General features: G+C 58.1%; 19 protein-coding genes. 14 read left to right on the forward strand and 5 right to left on the reverse strand.

The window, feature by feature from the left end; genetic code table 11:
• Both ACR0DB_RS13285 and ACR0DB_RS13290 read left to right on the forward strand, forming a co-directional pair.
• Positions 1–1099 (forward strand): COG4223 family protein (locus ACR0DB_RS13285; protein ID WP_480551478.1); only part of this gene is annotated, 1099 nt, incomplete at its 5' end.
• A gap of 10 nt (positions 1100–1109) precedes the next feature.
• Entirely contained in the window at positions 1110–2606 is a 1497-nt protein-coding gene (locus ACR0DB_RS13290; RefSeq protein WP_480551480.1) for a heme biosynthesis HemY N-terminal domain-containing protein, read from the forward strand.
• 39 nt (positions 2607–2645) lie between these two features.
• Here the strand turns inward: ACR0DB_RS13290 and ACR0DB_RS13295 are convergent, their stop codons facing one another.
• The 5 genes from ACR0DB_RS13295 to ACR0DB_RS13315 all read right to left on the reverse strand — a co-directional run bounded on the left by ACR0DB_RS13295 (position 2646) and on the right by ACR0DB_RS13315 (position 7635).
• Positions 2646–3419, reverse strand: a complete 774-nt coding sequence (locus ACR0DB_RS13295) for a citryl-CoA lyase (protein WP_480551482.1) — start codon at positions 3417–3419, stop codon at positions 2646–2648.
• Positions 3416–4603: a CaiB/BaiF CoA transferase family protein gene (locus ACR0DB_RS13300; RefSeq protein WP_480551484.1), complete on the reverse strand. Its 1188-nt coding sequence runs from the start codon at positions 4601–4603 to the stop codon at positions 3416–3418. The genes ACR0DB_RS13295 and ACR0DB_RS13300 overlap by 4 nt, the downstream gene beginning before the upstream one ends.
• On the reverse strand, positions 4593–6104 hold the full coding sequence (locus ACR0DB_RS13305) for a tripartite tricarboxylate transporter permease (protein ID WP_170355570.1): 1512 nt from the start codon (positions 6102–6104) through the stop codon (positions 4593–4595). The genes ACR0DB_RS13300 and ACR0DB_RS13305 overlap by 11 nt, the downstream gene beginning before the upstream one ends.
• A 1-nt stretch (position 6105) precedes the next feature.
• Positions 6106–6588, reverse strand: coding sequence for a tripartite tricarboxylate transporter TctB family protein (locus ACR0DB_RS13310; protein ID WP_170771248.1), 483 nt, complete (start codon positions 6586–6588; stop codon positions 6106–6108).
• Between the two features lie 66 nt (positions 6589–6654).
• Positions 6655–7635, reverse strand: a complete 981-nt coding sequence (locus tag ACR0DB_RS13315) for a Bug family tripartite tricarboxylate transporter substrate binding protein (RefSeq protein WP_170355568.1) — start codon at positions 7633–7635, stop codon at positions 6655–6657.
• Between the two features lie 108 nt (positions 7636–7743).
• On the opposite strand from ACR0DB_RS13315, the gene ACR0DB_RS13320 reads away from it, so the two are divergent.
• From ACR0DB_RS13320 to ACR0DB_RS13375, 12 genes are all read left to right on the forward strand, one after another.
• Entirely contained in the window at positions 7744–8412 is a 669-nt protein-coding gene (locus ACR0DB_RS13320; protein ID WP_170771245.1) for a response regulator transcription factor, read from the forward strand.
• Positions 8402–9769, forward strand: a complete 1368-nt coding sequence (locus ACR0DB_RS13325) for a sensor histidine kinase (protein WP_480551486.1) — start codon at positions 8402–8404, stop codon at positions 9767–9769. Before ACR0DB_RS13320 ends, ACR0DB_RS13325 begins: the two co-directional genes overlap by 11 nt.
• Complete coding sequence (locus tag ACR0DB_RS13330; RefSeq protein WP_480551488.1) at positions 9748–10752, forward strand: ABC transporter substrate-binding protein; 1005 nt, start codon at positions 9748–9750, stop codon at positions 10750–10752. The genes ACR0DB_RS13325 and ACR0DB_RS13330 overlap by 22 nt, the downstream gene beginning before the upstream one ends.
• A 188-nt stretch (positions 10753–10940) precedes the next feature.
• Entirely contained in the window at positions 10941–12026 is a 1086-nt protein-coding gene (locus ACR0DB_RS13335) for an MHYT domain-containing protein (RefSeq protein WP_170786549.1), read from the forward strand.
• Between the two features lie 140 nt (positions 12027–12166).
• On the forward strand, positions 12167–13000 hold the full coding sequence (locus ACR0DB_RS13340; RefSeq protein WP_480551490.1) for an FAD binding domain-containing protein: 834 nt from the start codon (positions 12167–12169) through the stop codon (positions 12998–13000).
• A gap of 14 nt (positions 13001–13014) precedes the next feature.
• The gene (locus ACR0DB_RS13345) at positions 13015–13509 is read left to right on the forward strand and encodes a (2Fe-2S)-binding protein (RefSeq protein WP_170355562.1); all 495 of its coding nucleotides are present in this window, start codon (positions 13015–13017) and stop codon (positions 13507–13509) included.
• Complete coding sequence (locus ACR0DB_RS13350) at positions 13506–15923, forward strand: aerobic carbon-monoxide dehydrogenase large subunit (RefSeq protein WP_480551492.1); 2418 nt, start codon at positions 13506–13508, stop codon at positions 15921–15923. The genes ACR0DB_RS13345 and ACR0DB_RS13350 overlap by 4 nt, the downstream gene beginning before the upstream one ends.
• A 100-nt stretch (positions 15924–16023) precedes the next feature.
• The gene (locus tag ACR0DB_RS13355; protein ID WP_480551494.1) at positions 16024–16890 is read left to right on the forward strand and encodes an AAA family ATPase; all 867 of its coding nucleotides are present in this window, start codon (positions 16024–16026) and stop codon (positions 16888–16890) included.
• The gene (locus tag ACR0DB_RS13360; protein WP_480551496.1) at positions 16890–18077 is read left to right on the forward strand and encodes a vWA domain-containing protein; all 1188 of its coding nucleotides are present in this window, start codon (positions 16890–16892) and stop codon (positions 18075–18077) included. Before ACR0DB_RS13355 ends, ACR0DB_RS13360 begins: the two co-directional genes overlap by 1 nt.
• Positions 18078–18089: 12 nt before the next feature.
• On the forward strand, positions 18090–18866 hold the full coding sequence (locus ACR0DB_RS13365) for an XdhC family protein (protein ID WP_480551498.1): 777 nt from the start codon (positions 18090–18092) through the stop codon (positions 18864–18866).
• A 97-nt stretch (positions 18867–18963) separates the two neighbouring features.
• Positions 18964–19416 (forward strand): SRPBCC family protein, encoded by a 453-nt coding sequence (locus ACR0DB_RS13370; RefSeq protein WP_480551500.1) that lies wholly within the window; start codon positions 18964–18966, stop codon positions 19414–19416.
• Between the two features lie 148 nt (positions 19417–19564).
• Positions 19565–20257, forward strand: a complete 693-nt coding sequence (locus tag ACR0DB_RS13375; RefSeq protein ID WP_480551502.1) for an imm11 family protein — start codon at positions 19565–19567, stop codon at positions 20255–20257.
• Positions 20258–20281: the final 24 nt, after the last annotated feature.

The raw sequence follows: 20281 nt of genomic DNA on the forward strand, positions 1-20281 counted from the left end.
CGAAGCCGAAGCCGAAGCCGAAGCCGAAGCCGAAGCCGAAGCCGAAGCCGAAGCCGAAGCCGAAGCCGAAGCCGAAGCCGAAGCCGAAGCCGAAGCCAACCTTGAACGCTTCAAGGAAAAGATGGCTGGTCGTAAGGCGGAAAAACAGAGCGGCTTTATGCCCGCTGTGATCGGTGGGGCCGTCGCCGCAGCGATTGGTTTTGCGGCGGGAAGCGCGGGTATGTTCGGTAGCGGTGACACCGATGCTGTAGCCACGCTCGAGGCCAAGCTGGCCGATCAGGCCAACCAGATCGAAGCTTTGACCAAATCTCTGGCAGATGCGCCGGATGTATCGGCAAAGATCGACGCGTTGACTGGGCAGATTGCGCCTATCACGGCGGATCTTGATGGGGTGAAATCCAGCCTTGATGGCCTGGCCGGGCAGATCGACCCGTTGACCAAACGGCTGACCGATTTGGAAAGCGGGGCCCTGACCCAAGGCGCTACGCCCGAGGCTACGGCAGCATTTGAGGCCGAGTTGAAAAAGCTGCAAGACTCGCTGGCTGCGCAACGGGCTGAGGTTGAAAAGATGGTTTCGGACGCGCAGGCGCTTGAAATGAAAGCCTCGGCGGAGGCACTGGCAGCGGCCAATGCCGCGATCTTGTCAAAACTGCACGGTCAGTTGAATGCGGGCCAACCCTATGGCGATTTGTTGTCCGAACTGTCGGCCGGAGGGGTTGATATTCCCGATGCTTTGTCGGCGTCGGCAGATAAAGGCGTGCCGGCAGTTGCAACCCTGAATGAAACCTTTGCACCTGCGGCGCGCGCTGCTTTGGCTGATGCGCGTGACGCGGATAAGGGAACGGGGATTGTCGCTTTCCTCCAACGTCAGACTGGAGCGCGCTCTGTGACGCCGCAGGATGGTGACGATCCCGATGCGATCCTGTCGCGCGCGCAGGCGGCGCTTTCAGATGGTGACGTCGCAGGGGCGTTGAGCGAAATTCAATCCCTGCCTGATGCGGCCCGTGCCGCGTTGGCCGAATGGGAACAGGCGGCGCAGGCACGGGTTTCTGCCGTGGATGCCGCAGATGCGCTTTCCTCTGGCGCGAACTCGAACTGAAGGACCTGCCATGCTGTGGTCACTGTTAAAAATCCTAGTTTTTGTTGCCATTGTCGGCCTGCTGGCCGTTGGGGCCGGGTTCCTGATGGAAAGCAGCGGTGGTATTCAGATCACCGCTGGCGGCACGGAATACACGTTGGGGCCGTTGCAATCGGTCATTGCTCTGGGTGTGCTGGTCCTTGCGATCTGGCTTTTCTTCAAATTGCTGACCCTTCTGGTCGCCACGCTGAAATTTCTCAACGGTGATGAAACGGCCCTGTCGCGTTATTTCGACCGCAGCCGCGAGCAGCGTGGCTATCAGGCGTTGGCCGATGGGCTTATGGCGCTGGCCTCGGGCGAGGGGCGGATTGCCATGTCCAAAGCCGCCAAGGCCGAAAAACTGCTGAACAAGCCTGAACTAACCAATCTGCTGGTGGCACAGGCGGCCGAGATGAATGGTGACACCAAGAAAGCCTCGGATACCTATAAGAAACTGGTGACGAACAACGCCACCCGGTTTGTGGGCGTGCGTGGTATCTTGAAGCAGAAACTGGCCGAGGGTGATGACGATACCGCCCGGAAGCTGGCCGAAAAGGCGCTGGCGATCAAACCGCGCCACGCCGAAACGCAAGACATCCTGTTGGGGCTGCAAACCAAGTCGCAGGATTGGGCAGGCGCGCGTTCGACTCTAACGGCCAAGCTCAAGGCTGGTCATCTGCCGCGTGACGTGTTCAAACGCCGTGATGCAGTGCTGGCTCTGTCCGAAGCCAAGGGCATTCTGGACGAAGGCGCCACGGTCGAACAGCAAGAACACGCGATCGAGGCCAACCGCTTGTCGCCTGATCTGGTTCCTGCCGCTGCGATGGCCGCGCGGGCCTATATCGAAAAGGGCAAGCCGCGCGCCGCGACCAAGATCCTGAAAAAAGCGTGGGAGGTGCAGCCGCATCCCGATCTGGCCCATGCCTTTGCGGAAATCGCGCCGGATGAAACGCCGGATGCGCGGATCAAGCGGTTCACCGCCCTGACCCGTATCCACCCGGAAAACCCTGAAACGCGCCTGATCCTGGCCGAGTTGAACATCGTGGCCGAGGATTTCCCCGAAGCTCGCCGTGCGCTGGGCGATGTGGTCGAAAAACAAGCCGATGCTCGTGCCTATACGCTGATGGCGGCGATTGAACGGGGCGAGGGCGCCTCGGACGCGGTGGTGCAGGGATGGCTGGCCAAGGCGCTGAACGCGCCGCGCGGGCCGCAATGGGTCTGCGACAACTGCCATGATATCCAGCCCGAATGGGCGCCGGTCTGTCAGAACTGCCACAGCTTTGACACGCTGAGCTGGCAAACTCCGCAAACGCCCGAGATCGCCTCGGCGACCGGTGTTCACATGCTGCCCCTGATCGTTGGCGCGCTTGAAGACAAGGTCGAGCCGGAGGTTGAAGAGCCGGAAGAAGAAGTTGCGCCCGACGTGATCGAAATGGAGGCCGAACCCGTGCGCCCTGATGTCGAGCCTGCGATCGAAGAAAAGGTCTGAGGACTCGGATCAACGGAAACTTTAGAACCTTGATGCCACTTACGTGTCGCTGGGCAAATACGTCCAGCGATACTTTGGCGGGGTCGGTCCCTTGTTTCGGCCACCTTGCTGAGATTGTTCCCACGCGTGTGCAAGAATGCCGACAGAACGGGACAGGCAAAACAGGCCGCGTGCCAGCGGCGCGTCAAAACCAAGCTCGGCATAGATCACCGCTGTGGCTCCGTCGATATTCATCGGAACGGGTTTGCCTTTGCGCTGCGCCAATTCGCCTTCGATGTCGATCGCGACAGATTTGTAGCGCCCATCACAGGCACCTGCCTCAATCGCTTCGTCCACAAGGCTCATTAAACGCGGTGCGCGTGGATCCGTTGGGGTGTGAAAGCGGTGGCCGAACCCGGGCAGAATTTTCCCTTTCGCGGCAATCCAGTCATCCAGCGCCGGGCCAACGGCGGATGGGTGAGCGTTGACGAACTGATACAGGGTCACCGCTTGCTCGCCAGCACCGCCGTGGATGTCCCCCAGCATGTTCACCGCGCTTGCTATGGCATTGTTGAGAGGCAGTCCGCACGTCACTGCCATGCGTGCCGTAGCGATCGAAGGGGCTTGTGGCCCGTGATCCACGGCAGCAACCAAGGCGGCCTCGAACAATTTCAACTGTGCGGCGGATGGCCTGTCTCCGCGCACCATGAACCAGATCATTTCCGCGAAACCAAGGTTGCCGATAAGGTCCTGAATAGGTGTGCCCCGCAGGTCTATTCGTCCGGGTTCCATGTCGATGATGGATGTTGACCACCAGTCAGCGACATCGCTCATATGATCCCCTCCTTCGTCAACGCATTTATTTCATCGTGGCTCAGACCAAGCTCAGACCAGATCACAGCATTATCTGCCCCCAAGTCCGGCGGGGCGGTCCGGGGCATTCTGCGTTGACCATCCATCACAACAGGGCTGCCGGTCAGTTTCAGCTCCTCGCTGTGGGACGGCAAAGATCCAATCAATCCGCGGCCTGTAAGCTGTTCGTCGGCCAACGCTTCGGGCACGGTCATCACCTGCCCGGTCGGAACGCCAATCGCGTTCAACTCGCGAACCCATTCCCGGGAGGGTCGGGTGCGTAGCGTGGCTTCAAGATCGTCCCTTAGGGTATGGCGGTTCCTCTTGCGATCTTCACGCGAGGCATAGTCAGGGTTGTCCAGCAAATCTTCCCGTCCAAGGTGTCGAGCAAGCGCCTGCCATTGTTCGTCACGATTGGCCGCGATGTTGATCGGGTTATCCGCAGAGGCAAAGGTTCCTGACGGAGCGGATGTGGTGTTTTCGTTGCCATGCGCTGCCGGTGTGACGTCCCCGATCAGGTAGTTCGACACCACCCAGCCCATGGTGGAGATCACCGCCTCGGACATTGCGATATCCAGAAACGTGCCGCGTGGTCTGGCGTTCAGGGCCGCACTGATCGCAAAAGCGGCTGTTAGCCCTCCGACGGTATCGGCCAGCGGGTAGCCGACGCGATAGGGCGCTGTATCGGCTGCTCCGGTGATCGACATGACACCGCTGATACCCTGAACGATTTGGTCGTAGGCCGGGTCTTTTTTGCGAGGACCGTCCTGCCCAAAACCGCTGATTGCGCAATAGACCAGGTTGGCATTTTCAGCGCGCAGAACGTCATAGCCAAGGCCAAGCCGGTCCATTACACCGGGCCGGAAATTTTCGACCAGCACGTCGGCGGTTTGAACCAGCTTCTTCAGCAAGTCTTTGCCCTTTGCGGGCTTCATATCCAGCGTGACGGATTTCTTATCCGCGTTCTGGGCGAGAAAACTGATGCCCATCCCGGCCTTGTTGCGGTCTGGGTCTGCGCCCAACACCCGAGCAAGGTCGCCGCCCTCAGGCCGTTCGACCTTGATCACCTCGGCCCCCATCAGGGCAAGCTGATAGCAACAATACGGGCCCGCTAGAACGTTCGTCAGGTCAAGAACCCGTATTCCTGCCAGAGGCTCAGTCGCCATCGGCGATACCGGCAGCCCGTGCCCGTGCGCGACGCGCGCGATAGCTGGGCAGCAACACCAACAGCGCGGCGATAACCAGCAGGCCCAGCGTCATGGGGCGTTCCCAGATAAACCCGATCCCGTCATAGAGCTGCATGGACCTTGCAAAGTTGTCTTCCATCATTCCGCCAAGGATGAACCCGATCAGAAGCGGGGCCAGCGGATAATCAGCAAATTTCAAAGCCGTGGCACAGACGCCGAACCCAACAAGGATCAACAGCTCCGTTGCATTGTTCTGTCCGATGTAAGCGCCCATCAACGTAAAGAACAGAATGAACGGTATCAGGTAGTTGCGCGGAACGGATAGTACCTTTGCGATGTAGGGGATCAGCGGCAGGTTCAGGATCAACAGGACAAGGTTTCCGATAAACATGGACATGATCACAGCCCAGAAGATCTGAGGCTCATCCAGCATTAGACGCGGACCGGGTGTCACGTTCAGAGCGATTAGCGCGCCCAGCAGGATCGCCGTGGTGCCGGAACCTGGAATGCCCAAAGTCAGCAGTGGAACGAATGATCCGGTGCAGGCCGCGTTGTTAGCTGTTTCCGGGGCTGCCAGACCCTTGATCGAGCCTTTGCCAAATTCTTCTTGTTCCTCTTTCGGAGCGATGTTGCGTTCAACGGCGTAGCCGAGGAAACTGGCGATCGTCGCACCGGCGCCAGGAAGAACGCCGATGAAGAAACCTTGTACGGACTGCCGTCCCACAACTGGTGCAATTGCCTTGGCTTCTTCCTTGGTGATGCGCAGGTCCTTGATCTCGCCATCATCACCTTTCAGATCTTTTGGCTTCAGGACCAGAAACAGCGCTTCGGGCAAGGCAAACATGGCCATGGCCAGTGTGATGAAGCCGAAGCCCGATTGCAGGTCCATGATTCCCATGGTGAACCGAGGCAGGTTGAACAACGCGCCCTCACCAACGGTAGCCATGATCAGCCCTAGTACCGTCATGATGACAGCTTTGGCGACTTGACCGCTTCCGGCGAAGGCAGCGATGGCTGAAAGACCAACGACCATAAGGGCGAAATACTCGGCCGAGTGGAACAGCAGCGCAACAGAAGACAAAGCCGGTGCAAACACCATAAGCAGGACGGCACCCAGCGTACCGCCTGCGAAACTGGCGATTGCGGCGATTGTCAGTGCTTTCCCAGCCTTGCCTTGGCGGGCCATCGGATAGCCATCAAAACTTGAGGCCACCGTACCGGCGACGCCCGGCGCGTTCAGCAAGATGGATGACGTGGAACCGCCAAAGATCGCTCCGTAATACACCCCAGCCAAAAGGATCAGTGCGGCGGATGGGTCGCCCATCGAGATTGCAACCGGGATCATGATGGCGATGATCGACATTGGTCCAAGACCGGGCAACATCCCGATGAATGTGCCGATCAGACACCCAGCGATGACCATCAGTAGGTTTTGGATTGAGAATGCCGTTTGCAGGCCGATCAGAAGTCCTTCAAGCATGTCAGCCTCCGAAAATGCCCGGCAGCGGGCGCATGTAAATGCCAAGAACTTCCTGAACCAGATACCAGACGGCCCCCGTTGCGATGAATGCAACAGGCAGCATGATATGCCACTTGCGCTCACCCAGAATGAAAGAGCCAAGTATCAGGAATGCCGACGTCGAAATCAGAAAGCCCACGGGTCGCAGGCAAAGGGCATAAATGACCATCAAAGCCAGCAGCATCAGCGCCTGATCCAGATGGTAGTCACCCAGCCGGCGATAATCGATGTCGGCTTCCTTGATCTCGGACTTTTCAAAGCCCAGCAGGATAATTGTCGTCGTGATGATACCCAGAATGGACAGCACTTTGGGGAAGGTGCTTGGCCAGATGGGATTTCTTTGCATGAAGGGGGGGAGGCTACCGTCCATCGTGAACCAGGCGGCGTAGCCATATGTTAAACAAACACCCAGCAGAACGAGCGCGATCCAGCGATCCAACGCCATGATACCCCCTCCTTTTTTGTTGTCTTTGGGGAAGGCAGAGCGGCGGTCCGCTCTGCCGATTTTTGGTTAGAGGAAGCCCAGCTTCTTCATCAGATCACCGATCTGCTGTTCCTGCTGCTCAAGGAACGTCTGGAAGTCAGCGCCCGAGTTGTGGATGTTGACCCAACCGTTGCGTGCCCGAACCTCTTCCCATTCAGGAGTGTCGTACATCTTGGCGATCGCGTCTTGATATGCCGCCAGCTTGTCTTCCGGCAGGCCGGGTGCTGCGAAGAAACCGCGCCAGTTGACGAAGGTGGTATCAATACCCTGTTCCTTCATGGTCATCGCATCAGGAGCGGCGTCAACGCGTTCTTCCGATGTGACACCGATGATTTTGACTTCGCCCGCGTTCGACAGGTCAACAGCTTCCGAGAAACCGGTCGACAGGGCCGCGATTTCACCGGACAGAAGCGCCGCCATGGCTTTGCCGCCTGCGTCATACGGAATGTACTTCACGCCCAGAGCGTCTTTGCCAGCGGCTTCCATGACCATGGCTGCAACCAAGTGATCCATACCACCCGGTACCGAACCACCACCAATTGCTGTGGCCGAAGGATCAGCGTCAAAAGCTGCCAACAGATCGTCCATCGAGTTGATCGGGCTGTCTTTGCCTACGACGATCGCCGCATAGTCACCGATAGTGCCTGAAACCAGAGTCAGGTCGCGGAAGTTATGCGGGAAAACACCAGTCAGCGAACGGATAACGATGGGAGTTGAGTTCACCATCAATGTACCATGATTGCTGTCAGCGTTTTCAATCAGAAAGCCGATGGCCTTACCGCCGCCACCACCTGACATGTTCTCATAGGATGCAGTGCCAACAAGACCCGCATTCGTAAGGGCTTCACCCGTGCCGCGGGCAGTTCCGTCCCAACCGCCACCGGCACCACCGGGGATCAGAAAGTGGATGCTGTCCACGACTTGATCTTCGGCCAACGTCGGGCCGGTCAGGCCGATTGCGGCCACAGCTGCGATTAGGGCGCGACGACCCAGTTTAATCGTTGTCATGATTTCCTCCCGTTTGACAACCGGCCGCATGGCGGCTCAGATTGGATGGAACAAAAACACACCAACCTGACATCAACCTGTCACGCGGCAAAATACTGAAAAAGCCTGATGAAATTTCTACTTGTCGAAGACAACCTGGACCTCGCGAACGCGGTCAGTTCGCGCATGCGACTGGACGGTCATGTCATTGATCACGCAGCGAATTTGGAGGACGCAACCGCCTTTGTCGAAACCGAAGAATATGACCTGATCCTGCTGGATATCATGCTTCCTGATGGGGACGGGCGAGACTTTTTGAAACGGCACCGGGCAAGTCGACTGGATACACCCGTGATCGTTTTAACCGCGCGCAGTCAGGTTTCGGATCGAATCGGTTCACTTGATCTGGGGGCGGATGACTACGTGACCAAACCGTTTGATCATGCCGAGCTTGAGGCCCGTTGTCGCGCGGTTCTGCGGCGTAAATCCGGCAGCGCGAAATCCACGATCGAGATCGGTGGTGTCGTGTTTGATCCGGTGGCCGGACATTTGACCGTGGCCGGAGAAACCCTTTCGCTGCGAAATCGGGAACTGCGCATGATGGAGTTATTCATCAGCGCGCCTGGTCATGTATTCTCGAAACAGAAGCTGGCCGACCGGTTGTTCTCTTACGACGACAGCGTTTCGGACAACGCGATCGAGGTCTATGTGGGGCGGCTCCGCAAACATCTTGAAAAGTCGGACTTAAAGATAACGACCTTGCGCGGTCTGGGATACAGGCTGGATCATGACCGCTAATCCAACTGTTTCCGGGTCACTGCGCAACAGGCTAGTGCTGGCCTTGATTGGTGGCGCGGCGGTTCTGGCAGTCTTGTTGTTCCTTGCAGTCAGGAACTATGCGGCTCAGGTAGCGCAGCAGGGACAGGACAACATCCTCGAAGCATCCGTTACATCAATTCTTGATGCCGCCGCGCTGAGGGACGGGGTGCTTGAAGTGGATATTCCCTACGCGGCCTTTTCGATGTTGACCACCCCGTCAGATGACCGGGTGTTTTATGCCATTTATCAGGACGGTGCGTTTTTATCGGGATACGAAGATCTTCTTTTGGCAGGGGCGTCCGGACAAAGTGATTGGTTATTCACGTCGGGCGAACTGCGTGGGGAACGCATTCGCCAGGTCAGCGCAAGTCGAACGCTTGTCGGGTTAGGGAGGCAGACGGAAATTGCAATCGTACTAGGTCAGACGCAGGATGCGCTTTCGCAGACTTTGGACCAGATTTCGCGCAATGCTGCATTTCTGGGTCTTGGCTTCTTTCTTTTGACTGCGGCGCTTTCTTTCTGGATCACATCGACCACTATCGGCCAACTAAACAGACTGACAACCTCAGTCACAAGAAGGGGGCCGCAGGATTTGAGTCCCTTCAAGAAGCCGGTGCCCCGGGAAATGGCGCCGCTGGTCTTGTCCCTGAACTCACTGATGGGGCGCTTGGATCAATCGCTCAGCCAGTCAGAGGATTTTATTGCCGAAGCGGCCCACCGTGTCCGCACGCCGTTGGCGACTGTACGGTCCTATGCCGAGGCAACTCTGCATAGAGTTGAAAAGAAAGAAAACCGAGAGGCGCTCCGTGCGATGGTTCGGGCGATAGATGAAAGTTCGCGCGCTGCGGGACAGTTATTGGATCATGCCATGATCACCTTCCGCGCCGATCATCTCGAGAGGGAAGATGTCGATTTAGTTGAACTGATCCGGGAACTTGTACAGCGTTTGACGCCGATTGCGGAAATGAAGGAACTTTCGCTTTCTCTGAGAGGCGATACTAAGGTTCTCTATTCCGGCGACCCCATTCTGATTCAGAATGCAATCCGCAACATGATCGACAATGCACTAAAATACGCGCCTGCTGACAGCGTGGTCGAGATCGAAGTTACCGCCACACCTGAAGTTGCAGTCAAAGTGAGCGACTCGGGCCCGGGCTTTCCAGCAGAAGAGATTGAACAGCTGACGCGCAGGTTCGAACGCGGCAAGAATGCAGCTGGGACGATTGGATCAGGTTTGGGTTTGACCATCGCCCAGGATGTGGCGACGGCCCATGGCGGAACCTTGGTTTTGAATAATAAGCCTACGGGGGGAGCATGCGTAGTCTTGTCACTTTAGTTTTTCTTGCGTTCCCCTGTTTTCTTTGGGCGCAGGATTGGGAAGACCAGTTGGTTTTCAATGATGGCGCAGAAGGCGCGCACCTACGTATCATCTCGAGCACTGACACAGTTCTCTTCGCGCCATTGATAGAAGGCTTTGTTGCGCGCAATCCCTCAATAAGTGTCGAATACTTCGTTTCGGGCACGGCGGATATCGACCGACGCGTTCGCGCGTCGCCGGACGCTTTCGACATTGTGGTATCCAGCGCAATGGATCTGCAACTGAAGTTGGCGAATGATGGCTTTGCGCTGGCGCTTAAGGATATCGAGGCTCCGCACTGGACGCAGTGGCACCACAGCTTGTTTGCATTCACGACCGAACCTGCTGCTATCGTCATCAATCGCGAAGCGTTTGAAGGTCAGGACATTCCGCACACCCGGCAGAGTTTGATCGAGGCGCTGCGCGAGCGACCGGAGGAATTTCGCGGCAAGGTTGGCACATACGATGTACGTGAATCCGGGTTGGGTTATCTTTTCGCTACGCAAGATGCGCGCGCCTCGGAAACCTATTGGCGGCTAATGGAGGTCATGGGTGGTCTGGATGTGCGACTGTATTGCTGTTCGGGAGAAATGATAAACGATCTGGCAGATGGAAAAATTCTGGTAGCCTATAATGTCCTTGGAAGTTACGCAGCTATCCGCGCCGAGCGCAAGGATGCGCTTGAAGTGATTTTTCCGACAGATTTTCAAACAACGATGATGCGGACAGCGTTAGTGTCTGAAGAAACGCAGGAGCCGGACGCAGCCGAAGCGTTTATCAACTACTTGATTACTGAAAAGCCAGTAGCACAGGACAGCCCGTCTTCGCTTCCTCCACTGGTGTTGCAGAACGGCGCAACAGACCGAGAAACAATAGGATTAAACCCGTCACTGTTGACATTTTTGGATGACCTAAAGCGAAAAAAGTTCCTGTCAGCGTGGGAAAACGCGGTCATTCAATAGCAAAAGGACCACTAGCTTTACGTCGGTAGCGATTGGTTCAGTGTCGGGGCGGTCAGCGAAACCCAACCTATATGGAGATGGCCACAATAGTGGGCCAGTAAACTGATATTCGCCGTCTACAGCCAATTGTCCCAATCAAATCCGTTTGCTAACGTCGCCCTCGCGTCGGGGAGGGCGTGCAGACCAAGATGCTGGACTATTCGCATAACGCCTGGCTTGTGGCGGCCTCACTGGCCGTGGCGCTGATGGCAGGCTTTACCGGCCTTTACCTGACCCATGGCGCGTCCAAGCTGGACGACCAGAAGCGCAAGATCATAGTGGCGCTGGCAGCGGTGGTTCTGGGCGGCGGCATCTGGTCGATGCATTTCGTGGCCATGCTGGGCCTGCAACTGCCAATCCTGTTCTACTATGACGCGCTGATCACGCTGATCTCGGCCCTTGTGGCGATCCTGATGGTCGGGCTGGCGCTGCTGTTGTTGCATTTCCGGCCACGTTCGGTGCAGACGATCATTGGCGCAGGCGTGATCGTCGGGCTGGGCATCGTGGTGATGCACTATATCGGAATGGCTGGGATGGAACTGTGTCGCCCGGTCTACAACGCGTGGGACGTGCTGTTGTCGACGCTGGCCTCGGTCGTGCTGTCGGTCGTGGCGATCTGGGTGGCCTATGACAACCGCACGCAGCGTAACATCTTGCTGGGAACGGCCTGTTTCGGTCTGGCCGTATTTACCATGCATTTTGTGGCCACCGGCCTGACGGATTTCACGGCCAGCGACAGCGCGGGGGGGGCCGGTCCGGCGCTTAACAATCAGGTGCTGGCGATGGGTGTGACGGTGGCCGTGTTCTTGATCTGCGGTGCATTCCTGTTGACCGGCGTTAGCTTTCTTGAACCTGCCGCAGTTGCGGCGCCTGCTCCACTCAGCCCCGAACCCGCGACTTTGCGGGCGGGCATCCCGTTTGAGCGCGAGGGCCAGACCTTTTTCGCCGCCCCGACCGAGATCGCCGCAATCCGGGCCGAGGGGCATTATACCGTTCTTTATATCGGGGCCGAGAAATTGTTTTGCCCCTGGTCCATAACCGAGGCCGAAACCCGCCTGACCCCCGATGGCTTTTTGCGTGCCCATCGCAGCTATCTGGTGAACCCCAAACATGTCTCGGGGTTCGAACGTCACAAGGACAATGGCACGTGTTATTTCGACGGTGTGGATGCGTTGACCAAGGTGCCGGTCAGCCGGTCGCGCCTGTCCGACATTCGCGACGCGCTGGGTCTCTGATCGCAACTCGTGCAGCCTATTCGCGTTTCGTGAAACAAGCTGCGCGCCCCGTTCCCCTTGGCTGGAAGCCCTGATGTGACCGTTCTTTTCTGAGTGGAGGTACCCCAAGGCATATTGCTTCGGACCCAGGGAGGAAAACTATGATACCAGCCGGTTTTGAGTATCACCGGCCAGGCGACATCGCCTCGGCCATCGGCATTCTACAAGAACACGGAGACGAGGCGCGCGTGATCGCGGGCGGGCACAGCCTGATCCCGATGATGAAGCTGCGCATGGCCGAGATGGGCCATCTGGTCGATCTTCAGGCCATTGAAGAACTCAAGGGCATTGAGGTCGGGTCCGATACCGTCACCTTGGGTGCGATGGTCACGCAGCACGAGTTGATCACTCATGACGGCCTGGCCGCTGCCATTCCGCTGATCCGCGAGGCCGCATTGCAGATCGCTGATCCGCAGGTGCGCTATGTGGGCACTGTGGGTGGAAATGTGGCCAATGGTGATCCGGGCAATGACATGCCGGGGTTGATGCAATGTCTGAATGCCACGTTTGATCTGTCTGGCCCTGATGGGTCGCGCAGCGTTGCCGCGCGTGAGTTTTACGAGGCCGCGTATTTCACCGCCCGCGAGGATGAGGAAATCCTGACCCGGATCTCGATCCCGGTTCCGGGCGCCGGTGTCGGTCACGCGTATGAAAAGCAAAAGCGCAAGATTGGCGACTATGCCACGGCTGCTGCTGCTGTGATGGTGGGCAATGGAACGGCCTCGGTCGCGATGACCAATCTGGCTGACACGCCTGTGTGGTCCGAAAGCGCAAGTGCTGCACTGGCCGATGGCGATGTGAATGGCTGCGTTGCCGCGATGCTGGATGCGATCGAGCCCGTGGCCGACAATCGCGGCCCCGTCGAATTCAAGAAACATGTGGCAGGCGTCATGCTGCGCCGCGCCATCGACCGCGCCCAAAACCGCGCGGGTTGAGGGGAGGAGAACCCATGTCAAAAATGCACGTCAAACTCACCGTGAACGGCAAAGAGGTCGAAGGTCTGGCCGAGCCACGCACGCTATTGATCCATTTCCTGCGGGAAGATCTGAAAATCACCGGCCCTCACATCGGGTGCGAAACCAGCCACTGCGGCGCTTGCACCGTTGATATCGATGGCAAGTCTGTCAAGTCCTGCACCACCTTCGTGGCGCAGGTGAACGGCGCCGATATCACCACAGTCGAAGGCCTCACCAATGATGACGGCAGTCTTGGTGTATTGCAGGAGATGTTCCGCGAACATCATGGCCTGCAATGCGGTTTCTGCACGCCGGGCATGATCACCCGCGCCCATCGCCTGCTGCAGGAAAACCCGAACCCGACCGAGGAAGAAATCCGCTTTGGTATGGCTGGGAACCTCTGCCGTTGCACCGGATACCAGAACATCGTGAAGGCGATCTCGGCCTCAGCTGACATGCTAAACGCTCAGAAGGAGGCCGCGGAATGAACGACCAGACACTGACCCCCGAAGAACGCGCCGCCAACCTCAAAGGGATGGGCAGCTCGCGCAAACGCGTCGAGGATGTGCGCTTTACCCAAGGCAAGGGCAATTATGTCGATGACATCAAGCTGGACGGGATGCTGTTCGGCGACTTTGTGCGCTCCCCCTACGCACATGCCCGCGTTGTCAGCGTGAACAAAGAGGCCGCGCTGGCGCTGCCCGGCGTGATCGCTGTTCTGACTGCCGAAGACTTGTCGCCGCTGGGCCTACATTGGATGCCGACACTGGCGGGTGACAAGCAGATGGTGCTGGCCGATGGCAAAGTGCTGTTCCAAGGTCAGGAGGTCGCTTTCGTCGTGGCCGAGGATCGCTATATCGCGGCGGATGCTGCGGAACTGGTTGAGGTCGAATACGAAGAAATGCCCGTTCTGACCGACCCATTCGAGGCGCTGAAGTCCGATGTGGTCCTGCGCGAAGACCTTGAGGGTCAGACCGAAGGTGCGCACGGGCCGCGCAAGCATCACAACCACATCTTCACCTGGGAACAGGGCGACAAAGACGCGACCGAGGCTATTCTGGCCGAGGCCGATGTGGTGGCTGAAGAGATGGTCTATTACCACCGTACCCATCCTTGCCCGCTGGAGACCTGCGGGTCTGTAGCCAGCATGGACAAGGCGACTGGGAAACTGACGCTTTACGGTACGTTTCAGGCTCCGCACGCGATCCGCACGGTTGTCTCGCTGATCTCTGGCATTGCCGAGCACAATATCCGCGTCATCAGCCCCGACATCGGTGGTGGCTTTGGCAACAAGGTTGGAGCCTATGCGGGCTATGTCTGCTCGGTCGTGGCCTCGATTGTCACAGGAAAGCCGGTGAAATGGGTCGAGGACCGGATGGAGAACCTGATGTCCACCGCCTTTGCCCGCGACTACTGGATGCAGGGCAAAATCGCGGCAACGAAGGACGGTAAGATCACCGGTCTGTGGTGTCACACGACGGCGGATCACGGCGGGTTTGACGCCTGTGCCGATCCAACCAAGTTCCCGGCGGGGTTCATGAACATCTGTACCGGGTCCTATGACATACCGACCGCTTATCTGGCCGTGGATGGGGTTTATACCAACAAGGCTCCGGGCGGGGTAGCCTATCGCTGTTCCTTCCGTGTGACCGAGGCGGCCTATTTCATCGAACGGATGATCGAGGTTCTGGCCATCAAGCTGAACATGGACGCGGCCGAGCTGCGCCGGATCAACTTCATCAAGGCCGATCAGTTCCCCTATCAGTCCGCGCTGGGCTGGGAATATGACTCGGGCGACTATCACACCGCTTGGGACAAGGCGCTGAAAGCGGTGGATTACGAAGGTCTGCGGGCCGAACAGGCGCAGCGGGTTGAGGAGTTCAAAGCCGGTAAGACTCGCAAACTGCTGGGCATTGGTCTGACGCATTTCACGGAAATCGTTGGGGCCGGACCGGTGAAGAACTGCGATATCCTCGGGCTTGGCATGTTCGACAGTTGCGAAATCCGCATCCACCCGACCGGGTCCGCTATTGCTCGGCTGGGGACAATCTCTCAGGGTCAGGGTCACGCGACGACCTTTGCGCAGATCATTGCCAGTGAGATCGGGTTGCCTGCCGATGACATCACGCTGGAGGAAGGCGATACCGACACCGCTCCGTATGGTCTGGGAACTTACGGGTCTCGGTCGACGCCTGTTGCGGGTGCGGCAACGGCAATGGCCGCGCGCAAAATCCGTGCCAAGGCGCAGATGATCGCAGCTTATCTGCTGGAGGTCCACGACGACGATGTTGAATGGGATGTGGACCGGTTTGCAGTCAAAGGTGCGCCCGAGCGGTTCAAGACCATGAAGGAAATCGCCTTTGCTGCCTATAATCAGGCGATCCCTGGCTTGGAGCCTGGTCTTGAGGCGGTCAGCTACTATGACCCGCCGAACATGACCTATCCGTTCGGGGCCTATATCTGCGTCATGGAGATCGACGTGGATACCGGCGAGTGGGACGTTCGGAAGTTCTATGCGCTGGACGATTGCGGCACCCGGATCAACCCGATGATCATCGACGGACAGGTCCATGGCGGCGTGACCGAGGCGTTGGCCATCGCGATGGGTCAAGAGATTGCCTATGACGAGATGGGTAACGTTAAGACCGGCACGCTGATGGATTTCTTCCTGCCGACCGCGTGGGAGACGCCGAACTATATCACCGACTATACGGTGACGCCGTCTCCGCACCATCCAATCGGTGCGAAGGGTGTGGGTGAGAGCCCGAATGTTGGGGGCGTGCCTTGTTTCTCAAACGCGGTGCATGATGCGTTCCGGCCTTTTGGGTTGGTGCAGAGCCACATGCCGCATGACCATTGGCGGATCTGGAAGATCGCCAATGGGTTGGGGATGCATGGGTGAATGGGTTCGGACCGGCCTGAGCCGATCCGACTAAGCAAGGGGGCTCTGCCCCCTTGGACCCCCGGGATATTTTTAGCCAGATGAAGAATGGATCCTGGTTTTGACTTTGAGTGATGTGCAGAACGGATTGGCCGCGCAAGGCTATGTTGCTGATGATCGGTTGGCGATGGCACTGCATCTGGCGCAGGCTTTGGGGCGGCCCTTGTTGTTGGAAGGCCCTGCCGGGGTGGGTAAGACCGAGGTGGCCAAAGCGATGGCGGCTTGGCGGGATGCCAAATTGATCCGCTTGCAGTGCTATGAAGGGCTGGATGCCAGTCACGCGATTTATGAGTGGAATTATCAGCGGCAACTGTTGGCGATCCGGGCGTCAGAGGCGCAGGGAGGGGTTGGCGAGGCGCAGTTGTTTTCCGATGCGTATTTGCTGAGACGGCCTTTGTTAGAGGCTATTTCTCAGGATGTTCCTCCGGTTTTGTTGATTGATGAGATTGATCGGGCGGATGAGGAATTCGAAGCATATTTGCTGGAAATACTGTCCGACTTTCAGATCACCATCCCTGAGCTTGGGACGGTCGAGGCAAAGACTCGGCCCATTGTGATCCTGACCGCCAATGGGACGCGTGATTTGTCGGATGCTCTGCGGCGGCGGTGTCTATATAGCTTTCTCGATTACCCCTCGAAAGAGGTTGAAATGGCGATCCTTCGGGCGCGCATGCCCGAGGTCGAAGGCGTGCTGGCGCGGCAGATCATTGAGGTCGTACAGGCGTTGCGCAAGGAAGATTTGGAAAAGACGCCGGGCATTGCAGAGATGTTGGATTGGGCTGCGGCGCTGTCAGGTTTGGGCGTCAACGACATGGCGCAATCGCGCGACGCTGTGCAGGCAACGCTTGTGTGCTTGTTGAAAACCGCCGCCGACTATGACGCCGCCCCGCCCGAGGTGATGGACCGGTTGATCGGGAAGGTGGCGTGATGCAGGTCACGCGGTTTCCTTCTCGGGCCGATGGGTTGGCAGATCGGATGTCTGACTTCATTACGCATTTGCGATCGAACGGATTGCGGGTTGGTCCGGCTGAGACAGGCGATGCATTGGCCGCCTTGACCGCGGTACGCGCGACGGATGCGCGGCAGGCAAGGCAGGCTCTGTGCGTTTTGTTGACGGGGGATGCTGAGGATTGGCGTCGGTTCGACGATCTGTTTGATGCCTATTGGTTCAACACCGGCAAACAGCGGGGCGGTGTGGCGGAAACCAGCCATGTGCGGGTGCAGTCGGCAAAACCGATGATCTGGCAGCAGGAAACGCAAACGGAAACCGAGGCCGGAAATGGCTCGGATCAGGATGGGTCGCCGGATTCGGGTGACGGTGAAGCAGAAGGCAAAGACGGCCAGCTCGTCGCAACGCGCACCACCAATCTGTCGCGCAGGGATTTGCGGGAGCTGATGGATGAACAGGCTCTGATGGAGGCCGAAAAGGCTGCAATGACTTTGGCACGCGCCATTCGGGATCGACGCTCGCGTCGGCGGAAACGGGCATTGCGCGGGCCAGCACTGGACATGCGACGGATCCAGCGCTCCAGTCTGGCGCGCGGGGGTGAGCCGATGGACCTGTACCGGCGGGCGAAACCGCCACGTCCTATGCGGATCGTGGCGCTGTGTGATGTCAGCGGGTCGATGACTGTGTATTCGCGGGTGTTTCTGGCCTTTCTCAAAGGTCTGATCGGCAGTGGGACCGAAGCGGATGCCTATCTGTTCCACACGCGCCTGATGCGGGTGACGGACGCCCTGCGTGATCACGACTCGATCCGTGCGGCTGGGCGGTTGTCCTTGATGGCCGAGGGGTTTGGCGGTGGCACCGACATCTCGGGTAGCTTGGAGAGCTTTCTGAACGGCTATGGCGCGCGTGCTTTGAACGGGCGGACCATCGTGCTGATCCTGTCAGACGGCTATTGCAGTTCTGACCCGCAAGCGCTGGGCGCAGTCCTGGCGCGCATCCGGCGCAAGTCACGGCGCATTGTCTGGTTGAACCCGTTGAAGGGATGGAAAGACTACCAACCCATCGCAGCGGCGATGAAGGCGGCCGAACCCCATCTGGATGCGCATCTGCCTGCCAACACGCTCGAGGCGCTGGCCGCGCTTGAGCCGCAGTTTCGCAAGTTGTGAAAGGAGTCTGATATGGCAAATTTCGACATATTCGACACGATCGAAACCCTGCGCCAAACCGGTGAGCCGTTCTGTGTCGCCACGGTGTTGCGGACAGCGGATGCGACCTCGGCCAAGGCGGGGGGCAAGGCGGCCATCACCCGCGACGGGCGGATATTGGGGCATCTGGGCGGTGCCTGTGTGCAGCGCGCGGTGCGCAGTTCGGCGACACAGGCGCTGACCAGCGGTGCGCCTCAGATGATCCGCGTGAAACCCTCGGACAAGGTGGTCGATATGACGGACCCGGATGGCGTGCAAACCTTCAAAAGCGGCTGCCCCTCGGGTGGGACGGTGGATTTGCTGGTTGAACCCTATCAGCACGCCCCCCGGTTGGTGATCTTTGGCACCTCGTTGATCGCCAAGGCGCTCGCCGAACACGCAACGCTGGCTGGGTTTCGGGTGACGAACAGTACGCCAGAGACGGTCCGAGATCTGGATATCGAGGCGCGCGACTTTGTCGTCGTCGCCTCACAAGGACAGGGGGATGGTGTCGCCCTTGGGGCCGCGCTGAACACGCAAGCTGCGCGGGTGTCGATGGTGGCCAGCCGCCGCAAAGCTGAAACACTCACGGAAAAGCTGATTGGACAGGGTTTGGACCCAGCCCGCGCGGCGCGTCTGAAATCCCCAGCCGGGCTGGACATTCATGCCATTGATCCGCACGAAATTGCCCTGTCGATCCTGGCCGAGATCGTGATGTGGCGGAACACGGATAAATCGACGGAGGTTTCTAAGGATGAAAAACTTGCTTAAGCGCCTATGGCCTGCGCGCCCGAAACAAACACTGGAACAGGCGACGGAAACCGCCCTTCTGGTTTTTCCGAAATGCTGTTGAACAAAGGAAACATGAATGGAACTGAGTGACGAAATCCGCATCGCCGCCCCGCGCGACGTGGTCTACAAGGCGCTGAATACGCACGATATTTTGCAGGAGTGCATTCCTGGTTGTGAAGAGCTGATCCAGAACTCGCCCGAGGATCTTGAGGCCAAGGTGGTTCTGAAAATCGGTCCGGTCAAAGCCAAGTTTGCCGGCCAAGTAACGCTGGATAATTCCAACGCGCCCGGCGGGTTTTCCCTGACCGGTGAAGGCAAAGGTGGTGCAGCCGGGTTCGCCAAGGGCGGTGCCGAGGTCACGCTGACCGAGGATGGGGCCGAGACAATCCTGGCCTACACCGCCAAGGTCGATGTCGGCGGCAAGATCGCTCAGCTGGGCAGCCGTCTGATTGCCGGAACGGCCAAAAAGCTGTCGGGCAAGTTCTTCACCCGCTTTGGTGAGATCGTGGCTGAACAGGCTGTGTCCTGATCATTTTTTCGGGTCGGTTTCCGGACTGGTCCGAATTTTACTGTGCGAATTGATCTCGCGCAAAAAGCTTTGTTCTTTGCGCACATGGTGCAAGTCGCTAAGTTAGCTTGATGTTTTATGTGCAAAGTTAAGCAATTTGGCGGCGAAAATGATTGATGAAAATGACCGTTCGGGGCGGGATTCCCATGTCTGGATTTCTACGACTTGGAACAACAAGTCCGGCGTAACTCCGATGACGCGGAGGGAATATGAGCGGCATTGGCGCGCAGGTCAGCCCAAAGAAATCGGTGAAAAATACAGCGAATTACTCCAGCGAACTTATGCGAAAGTTCCTAAGGGCGAGGTGCTGACGGAAGAAGAAATTGGCGATGTCTGGTACTATGGTTCGCAGGACGGCAATCCTGCACCGAGTTTCATGAACGGAGGCGGTCTGCCGGTGCTGTCGGACTCGGCCAAAGCGGTTCTGGAACAGTTCGATCTGGGCGAGACCTATTTCCACTTGATCAGATTGCAGGCTCCGGCGGGCCATGCAACCACGGACGAGCCGTATTACATACTGAATGTGTGCAATAAACGGTCGATGGGGAACTACGAGGCGTTGGGGCCGTTAGGAGACAGAACAGCTCCTCTAAGTAACCGTTCCGGAGTAGTTTTCCGTCCTCGAATTGGACGGGAACATGAGCTTGTAGTTGCTCCAGAAGCTTTGGGTGGTCCCGACATCTGGATCGATGCGAAAGTTCCCGAATTCCTGTTCCTCTCTGAACGTCTCGTTTCAGCCTTGACGGCAGCCGGAGTTGATGACGGTTGGGGTTTAGTCCGCTGCCCTGTTGGGGTTCTGTGACGCAAACGGTGCGTCGAAACAAAA

The sequence above is a fragment of the Ruegeria sp. AB6 genome, assembly GCF_056542685.1.